The sequence below is a fragment of the Corynebacterium sp. HMSC058E07 genome, from assembly GCF_001809885.1.
Taxonomy (GTDB): Bacteria; Actinomycetota; Actinomycetes; order Mycobacteriales; family Mycobacteriaceae; genus Corynebacterium; species Corynebacterium macclintockiae.
This window is the reverse complement of the sequence record NZ_KV799283.1, coordinates 1-784: the sequence shown is the minus strand read 5'-3', so window position 1 is coordinate 784 and position 784 is coordinate 1. Positions and strand designations below refer to the sequence as shown.

Genomic DNA, 784 nt, shown 5'->3' with positions numbered 1-784 from the left:
TTTAGTTGGTGCTCCTAGTTCAAGATAGGATTAATTCGAATCCAATCCCCACGTTTAACGTTTTTAGTGGTTAGAAATGACTTGAATTGGCTTCCCTGAGAGAGCTGAGCGGCAACCGAAACGCCGATGAGGTGGGAACCTGTGCCGCCTTGGACGGTGGCAGCAAACGGGTATGCGTCAGGGCTTCCAAGAGACCTTTCCCAGCTCTTCGTTGCATCATATCGATCGGCTGTGGCTGCCTCGTTGAATCCATATATTGGATTGTGTCAGGATGGCCTTTTCTTAACTGGCTGGGGTCCATAACGCCGTTTTTCACAGCGGAGCTTGCTGCGGAGCCGGCCTAATTGATTCCAGCAATTTCTGAAAGTACATGACCTCGGACATCTCTCCTCTTGCTGTGTGCCATCAACCCAAGCACATCGACCCAGAATGCTGCGTGGTCGACATACCCTTGTGACGAGGCTAAACGTGGGGCAAGCCCGAGGGGTCTTGGGCGTTGTAGGCACCCAGGGTGGGACTGTAGTAGCGGAAGCGGTTGTACGCCCACCCGGATTCAGCATCCTCTGGCCTGCAAACAACAGCGGGTTGGTGCACCGACCGGCCCATGTGCGTTTGTCGTACAGAGTTTGGGTTGGGTGTCTCTTTTCGACTCCGATTGCGGGGGTGATGGTGTCTTTGGCTATTCGTCGGCCAAGGCTGTCGTAGGAGTAGTGGTAGCCAACACTTGGAGTATCACTTGTTTTAAAGCCAATGAGTGGTTGCGTCCCTTAGTGTGGTGTAACGC

The 784-nt window shown here is 53.3% G+C and carries 1 protein-coding gene; it reads right to left on the bottom strand.

The window, feature by feature from the left end:
* Positions 1–14 precede the first annotated feature (14 nt).
* Complete coding sequence (locus HMPREF2678_RS10670) at positions 15–257, bottom strand: NucA/NucB deoxyribonuclease domain-containing protein (protein ID WP_083303464.1); 243 nt, start codon at positions 255–257, stop codon at positions 15–17.
* Positions 258–784 lie beyond the last annotated feature (527 nt).